Raw genomic sequence first — 7,258 nt, 5'->3', positions numbered from 1 at the left:
AAACATTAAAATGATCGAGCTTAAGCTTTCACAGGGTGCCAAACCAGGTCATGGTGGCATTTTACCCAAACATAAAATCTCTGAGGAGATTGCCCGTATCCGTGGCGTTTCCAGAGACCACGACTGTATTTCTCCCTCTCGTCACCCAAGCTTTAACACTCCCATTGAAATGATGCATTTCATTCAAAAACTGAGGGACCTGTCTGGTGGCAAACCTGTTGGCTTTAAACTGTGTATTGGGCAGCCCTGGCAATTTATGAGTATTGTCAAGGCTATGCTCGCAACTGGGATCATTCCTGACTTTGTGGTGGTGGATGGTTCTGAAGGTGGAACGGGCGCTGCACCAATTGAATTTAGTGACTACATTGGTACTCCTTTACGAGAGGGTTTACGTTTTGTCCATAACACTTTGGTGGGTGCAGGATTACGCGGTCAGGTCAAGATCGGCGCCAGTGGAAAGATTATCAGCGCGTTTGACATTGCCAGTACATTTGCACTTGGCGCGGATTGGGTCAATTCCGCACGGGGATTTATGTTCGCTGTAGGTTGTATTCAGGCACAAAGTTGCCATACCAATCAATGCCCTGTTGGAGTTGCCACACAGGATAAAGACCGACAAAAAGCCATTGATGTACCCAGCAAGGCGGAACGTGTTTTTAATTTTCATAAAAATACACTGCATGCGCTTTCTGAAATGATCGCCGCCGCGGGTTTACGTCATCCCTCAGATATTAAGGCGCATCATTTGGCGCAGCGTTTGAATGATCGTGAAATTAAAAATTATGCCCAGATTCATTTTTTCCTCAAGGAAAATGAATTACTGCAAAATAATTTGGATGATGATGAAAACTTTTATTATCGGATGTGGAAACTGGCAGATGCGGATCGGTTTTAACAGAAGAATTTAAATAACAAATCACCACTAATAATAGTGGTGATTTGGCTTCGCATGTAAAAAAGCAGGAATCAAACCTGTCAGTGCAGCACGTATATCAGCACGTTCATTGATCAATTGATGTGATCCTTCTTCCAGCATCAATAAAGTCTGCAACCTAAATTTACGGCGAATATATTCAATGTTATAGCGCCAATCGACTGTTTGATCGAGTGCGCCTTGCGCTAACCACACAGGAATACGACAGGCTGGACGCTGTTCCATTTCCAGCATCCATTTCGACATGGCCAGAATCCAGTCCATACCCATCATACGCGGTTGTAATGGGTCTTTTAAGCGTACAAAACGCAAAAATTCTGGGTTATGATTATTACGGCGAAAATGTCGTGGCACTTGGGTTTTAATTCGCCGAATAATACCCAAACCAACTGAGTTGTGCCACCAGGCGGTTTTAGCGGGACGAATCAGTGGTGACAGCAACAGAACCCGATCAACAATTGGATCTTCACGGCGTTCTGCAAACTCCAGTAAATGATGCATCCAGATTGCACCACCTGTACTTTGGCCAATGCCCAGCCACGGTCTAGGCAACTGTTTAGCTCCACGGACCGCGTCATATACTGCATGTAGAACATGTTGGTAATGATCAAAGTTCTGGATACTGGCAGCTGAACCATTACTTAAACCGTGCCCAGGAAGATCATAGGTAATCACACTAAATCCCTGATCCAGGATTTCCTGGATAATCGGCTGATAGATTCCACTATGTTCCAAATAGCCATGCAGCAGGCAGACTGTCCCCTGAATTTTTTGTTGTCTTGGCTGAAATACCTGCACATGCAAACGGAACAATGGCATTTCTACATAACCCTGCCAATGCTCACAGTCAAGCAAGTGTAAGCCATAAAGCTTACGATAGGCCTGTAAAGGTTTAGAGGGTTCAGTTGTGGTTGATAAATCCAGTGGTTCCAAAACCTGTGGTGTGGTTTCACGATTCGGAACAGGTAAATCCAGTTGTTTGAGTATTGTCGGATTTAAAAAAGGAATATTGGACATTATGGTATCTCCCGACAATCACTAGAGCCAAATAACATATCACGAACCGTAGCCAGCATTTCATAATTGGCACGGCGACTATGGTCATAATTTTGTTGGCTAGGGCGCCAACGGGTCAAGCTGGTTGGCATGGGTGCAAACACAGGAACGGTTTCTATACCATTCAAGGCAAATAAACGGCGTGTCCGTGGCATATGATATTCATCAGTAATCAGGATCACCGTCGGTGCTCCACCTTTCTTTTGCAGAAGCAAAGAACTGAATCTGGAATTCTCACAGGTATTCATGCTTCTATTCTCAAGCAGCTTTGCCTCAATCCCACGCTTCTTTAACCATGCCTGCATATAAGGTGCTTCCACACCACTTAACACAATCGGCAAGTTATACTTTTTTTCCACACTCAAGGTCTTTTCCAGACGTAAGCGTGTGTAGTTGTTCACCACAATATCTTTACCATTTTCAGCAAGGGTTAACCCTCCACCGAGCACCACAATTGCATAAGGCTGTGAGGTATTTTTAGGCTCGAAACCATCATCTTTATTTTTTTTCAGCTCAAGCAGGTCTTTATTGGTCTCATCCTTTTCATCCTCATTCACAGGCAATGCAACAGGATAAGTTTCTAAAAATGCCAGATACTTGCCCATGAGCGCCTGATTATCAGGTGTATTGCCTTGTAAGAAATCTATTGGAGAACTGATCACAACTGCTGAACTGTCCTGATCCTGCTCTGCTTTTTGGCTTAGCAATGGAATGTTGTTTTTCTTCTCTTTTTGCTCTTCCTTTTCCTGTTCATCAATAATGGTTTGTTGCAGCAATTTATAGCGTGCCTGTATCAAGCTTAAATCTTCAGGTTTTTCAGACTCAAAGGTTTTTTCCATCAGCTTTAAATAGGCCTGACGCGCAATCCATAAGTTGGAACCAGGTTCCAGATTCTCATGCTCACTTAAAGCCGCTGCTTTCTGGCTTTCAGCGGCCACCTCATTGACATCAACAGGTACAAAATAATTTAGCCCTTTCACCACAAGCTGTGAGTAGAACGGAGAATATAAAAAAAGCACAAAGCAGCCCAATAGCACAAATAGTATGGTGGCTATCCGCACTAAACTGACCATCCAATGTACTTGCGCCATATCGCTCCTTATGCAGTATGGGGTTGAATCAAACCTTGCTCACTATATAACACAGGTTCAGGTTCAAGCTGAATAGTAAACTTTTGTTTTACATCATTTTGTACAGCACTATAGGTGTTTTTCACATCTTCCAGCGTTGCATCGGCATAATTGACCAAAACCAGTGCCTGTTTATGAAACATGCCGACACAGCCTAATTGTTTACCTTTCCAGCCCGCCTGATCAATTAACCATCCAGCCGCCACCTTAACATTGTCGTTGGCTTGGGGATAATGCGGAATGTTGGGAAAGTGTTGAGAAAGTTTTTCAAATTCAGCCTGAGTTAGAACGGGATTTTTAAAGAAACTGCCCACATTCGGAAACGCTCTGGGATCAGGCAATTTACTTTGACGAATCTGTATCACCTGATTTTGCAGGTTCTCAGCCGTTTGTTCATCTCCAACCGCCTGCTTTAAATCACCATAACTCAGTTTTAAACTGGCATGTTTTAACAGCTTAAAGGTTACACTAATGATGATGTAACGATCAGGAAAGTCTTTAAAAATACTATGACGGTAAGCAAAATGACAATCCTGAGCTAAAATGGAGTCAAAGCATTTCAGTTCACGGTCATACACCTGTATCGACTCAATAAACTCGCACACCTCAACACCATAGGCACCAATATTCTGTACAGGTGATGCTCCAACCAAACCTGGGATTAGGGCCAGATTTTGCAGACCGAACCAGTTCTGCTGGGTGCTGTATAAAACAAAATCATGCCAGACCTGCCCCGCACCTACTTTAACTGTAATGGTTTGGTCATCCTGAGCAACAACTTCAATGCCCTGAATATTTAAATGAATTGCCAATGCCTGAATATGCTGTGGTAATAACAGGTTGCTTCCACCCGATAAAATCATGACATTAAGCTGCTGCTGTTCAGCAAATGCCAATGCCTTAACCACATCATCAGGATGATTGATCTGGGCATAATGCGAAACAGTGGCATTTAAATTGAGCGTGTTTAAACTTTTGAGTTGAACCTGCTGTTGTACATGCATGTTGAAAAATCCTATTGCCCTGCCTGCATTTGCTTTTTAAGAATGTTGATCCATGCCTGACTGCTTGATTCGCATTGATCCAGAACCCGATCAAAACCATCTGCCTCACCATAGTAAGGATCAGGAACCGCCTGCTGGTTAAAATGAGGATCATGCTCACTCATCAATGCAATTTTGGCACGAATCTGTTCAGCACCAAACTGGCGTAGCGCTTTCGACAGAAGTGACTGAATATCATCAAAATTCTCATAGTCCATTGCAAGAATCAGGTCAAATTCAATAAAATCCTCAAGACGAATTTGTCTGGCACGTAAGCCCGATAAATCATAACCACGCTGTAGCGCATGTTTTTGGCTTCGCGCATCAGGTGCCTTGTTTGGGTGATAATTGCTGGTCCCTGCCGAATCGACCCATACATTTAAACCATGCACATCACAATAATGTCTGAGAATTGCTTCCGCTGTGGGTGAACGGCATATATTTCCTAAACAGACACATAACACCTTATAGGGCGTTGGGGATGGCATAATCACCTCAAAACTACACTTTTTAGAGCATCTTATGGTAATTTATTTGTGCACTGAAACCTATAGTTGCCTTATATAAAAATGTTGTATTTATTAGAATTTGTTGGCATTTTTTCTAGGATTGCGACATAGGTCAGGTATGGACAATGATTTATCAAAAGATAGAAATAAGGATGTATGTATGAACCAGTTTCAGTTCCAGACCGTTCCCAACATTATTGCGGGTTTAGGCTCAATACAAGAACTTAAAACCATCTTGTCACAACATGATTATAAAAAAGTGCTTCTGGTCACTGATGCAGGCATGATTCAGCACCAGCTTCATTTACCCATTCTAGACATTCTGGATCAGCTCAGTCTTGAGACTATCATTTATTCTGATATTCAGGCCGACCCACCTGAACATATTGTTTTAGAAGCGGTTGATTTCGCCAAACAGGAAAAAATTGATGTCATCATCGGTTTTGGCGGCGGTAGTTCCATGGATGTAGCCAAAATCATTGCCCTACTTGCTCATCCTGAACAAAAACAAAACCTCAGTGAGATTTATGGGGTTAATCAGGCCAAGGCTCCCCGCTTACCGCTTATTCTGATTCCAACAACGGCTGGAACGGGTTCAGAAGTCACGCCAATTTCGATTGTCACCACTGGTGCAACCACCAAGATGGGTGTGGTCTCTCCTATCCTTTATGCCGATGTTGCCATCCTAGATGCAACGTTCACCCAGGGTTTACCTGCATATATTACTGCCGCGACAGCTATTGATGCGATGGTACATGCGATTGAGGCCTATACCTCCAATATCAAGAAGAATTTTTATGCCGATATGCTGGCGAAAAATGCCTTGCAACTGCTTAACCATAACCTTGCCAAGGTGTTAAAAAATGGCGCTGATCTGGAAGCACGGCAAAATATGCTGGTCGGTTCAATGTTGGCAGGTCAGGCTTTTGCCAATGCGCCTGTGGGTGCGGTTCATGCCTTGGCCTATCCACTCGGTGGGCATTTCCATCTGTCACATGGGCATAGCAATGCACTGGTGTTGGTTGAAGTGCAAAAATTCAATGCACCAAAAGCAAAACAACACTATGCAGATTTAATGCAGCTATTAGACCCTCGCAGTACAGGCTGTACCGATGGCCTGTGTGATTTATTTATTGACCACATGCAAAACCATCTGGATCAAAGTGGTCTTACCCTGAAACTCAAGGAATTGGATATTGCCGAGGCAAAATTACCGCAATTGGCAAAGGATGCCATGCTGCAAACCCGACTGTTGCAGAACAATCCAAGAGAAATGACCGAACAAGATGCTTTACAAATTTATCAGGCGATTTATGCATGAGTAAACCCAATTTAAAAACACGCGAACAGTTTAAATTCTTTTTTCCAATTCAGACCCGATGGGCGGATAATGACATTTACGGCCATGTCAATATGGCATAAATCAAACCCACTTTTCCAGATTATGACTCGGAAAAGTGGGTTGCTTAATTATTAAACGTACGGTAACACATGAGGAACAATTTCCTGAAAGGTACGTCCATTCACATTTTCACCAATAGCATGCATTTTCCATGCGCCATTATGGCGGTAAATTTTGGCAATAATCAGACCAGTATGTGCGCCTTGTGAAGATAGTTTATAACTTGCGATCACCTGATTACTGCTTTGATCAACCAAACGGCAGAATGCGTTTTCCACTTTTTCAAAAGTCTGCCCACGGAAGCTACTTACAGTAAATGCTAATGACTTGACATGACTTGGAACTTGATTCAAATTCACCCGAATCACTTCATCATCACCATCGCCTGCACCAGTCAGGTTATCACCTGAGTGTACAATACTGCCATCTTTACTGCGTAATTGCCCAAAATAAACCACATCTACAACCTGTTTATTTTCATCAAACAGAATGACGGACGCGTCTAAATCAATATCTCCACTGCTGCCACCAAAGCCAAATAAACCCTTGCTTTTGGCAACATCCCAGCCTACACCCAGAAAAATTTGTTGTAAGCTGCTTCCATCCGCTTTTTCAAGATTAATTTTCTGACCTTTTTCCAGATTAATCGCCATTGTTTTCTCCTCTTTGTGAAATAAACGTTTTCAATGATTTATCATTCATTATAAAAAATTACTGACCTGAACGTGATGGACCTAACTTACTTTGTAACCATGCCAGAAAGTTCTGACGATTACGTGAACAGATAATGACTTTACCCTTACCTGAAAAACGTAACACCATACCCTCGCCACTCATGACGCTATTCATCAGGTTTCCCAACAAACCACTACTTTGTGAGGTTGAAACAGATAAGTTATAGTTTAAGCGTGAGTCCCAGCACACCACATGACCATTATCAATCACAACCTCTTTATTTGGTTCCACTTCCAGTTCAAACAATGTACCGCAACCCGCAACTACCACCTGTCCCTGCCCACTGGTTTCCATGACCAGAAATCCGCCTGTATTTCCAAAAAAAGCACCGCCAATACTGCTGTTTAAACGTGCCTTGATTTCTACGGAATCATGTGCTGCTACAAATGCCCCATCACTTAAAATATATTGTGTTGCGCCAACATCAAGAATCTGCATATCACCATCCA

Annotated in this window: 8 protein-coding genes and 1 pseudogene; 3 read left to right on the top strand and 6 right to left on the bottom strand. The window is 42.8% G+C overall.

Annotated elements, in window-relative coordinates; translation table 11 throughout:
- On the top strand, positions 1-895 hold an 895-nt coding region (locus B4H32_RS00080), incomplete at its 5' end, for an FMN-binding glutamate synthase family protein (RefSeq protein ID WP_286798975.1).
- A 27-nt stretch (positions 896-922) separates the two neighbouring features.
- Here B4H32_RS00080 and B4H32_RS00075 read toward each other — a convergent pair.
- The 4 genes from B4H32_RS00075 to B4H32_RS00060 are packed head-to-tail and all read right to left on the bottom strand — an operon-like array spanning position 923 to position 4,651.
- Positions 923-1,951 carry an alpha/beta hydrolase gene (locus tag B4H32_RS00075; RefSeq protein WP_004777228.1) on the bottom strand — a complete coding sequence of 343 codons (1,029 nt, stop codon included), beginning with the start codon at positions 1,949-1,951 and terminating at the stop codon, positions 923-925.
- A complete protein-coding gene (locus B4H32_RS00070) occupies positions 1,951-3,081 on the bottom strand; it encodes a YdcF family protein (RefSeq protein ID WP_262574129.1) in 1,131 nt (376 codons plus the stop codon). The genes B4H32_RS00075 and B4H32_RS00070 overlap by 1 nt, the downstream gene beginning before the upstream one ends.
- A gap of 8 nt (positions 3,082-3,089) precedes the next feature.
- Positions 3,090-4,124 carry a UDP-N-acetylmuramate dehydrogenase gene (gene murB, locus B4H32_RS00065; RefSeq protein WP_262450627.1) on the bottom strand — a complete coding sequence of 345 codons (1,035 nt, stop codon included), beginning with the start codon at positions 4,122-4,124 and terminating at the stop codon, positions 3,090-3,092.
- An 11-nt stretch (positions 4,125-4,135) separates the two neighbouring features.
- Entirely contained in the window at positions 4,136-4,651 is a 516-nt protein-coding gene (locus B4H32_RS00060; RefSeq protein ID WP_004682396.1) for a low molecular weight protein-tyrosine-phosphatase, read from the bottom strand.
- 181 nt (positions 4,652-4,832) lie between these two features.
- Between B4H32_RS00060 and B4H32_RS00055 the strand changes: the two genes are divergently transcribed.
- Together B4H32_RS00055 and B4H32_RS00050 are read left to right on the top strand one after the other, a co-directional pair.
- Complete coding sequence (locus B4H32_RS00055) at positions 4,833-5,993, top strand: iron-containing alcohol dehydrogenase (protein WP_286798959.1); 1,161 nt, start codon at positions 4,833-4,835, stop codon at positions 5,991-5,993.
- Positions 5,990-6,085, top strand: a pseudogene (locus tag B4H32_RS00050) (acyl-CoA thioesterase); the annotation flags it as partial. The gene B4H32_RS00055 and the pseudogene B4H32_RS00050, both read left to right, overlap by 4 nt.
- Before the next feature lie 60 nt (positions 6,086-6,145).
- On the opposite strand, the gene B4H32_RS00045 reads toward B4H32_RS00050, so the two are convergent.
- Together B4H32_RS00045 and B4H32_RS00040 are read right to left on the bottom strand one after the other, a co-directional pair.
- Positions 6,146-6,727 carry a TerD family protein gene (locus tag B4H32_RS00045; protein WP_004757817.1) on the bottom strand — a complete coding sequence of 194 codons (582 nt, stop codon included), beginning with the start codon at positions 6,725-6,727 and terminating at the stop codon, positions 6,146-6,148.
- A 58-nt stretch (positions 6,728-6,785) separates the two neighbouring features.
- Positions 6,786-7,258: AIM24 family protein (locus tag B4H32_RS00040; protein WP_286798958.1), on the bottom strand; the 473-nt coding region annotated here is incomplete at its 5' end.

The organism is Acinetobacter sp. UBA2063 (genome assembly GCF_002333245.1).
GTDB lineage: Bacteria > Pseudomonadota > Gammaproteobacteria > Pseudomonadales > Moraxellaceae > Acinetobacter > Acinetobacter parvus.
This window is presented reverse-complemented; position numbering and strand designations above follow the sequence as displayed.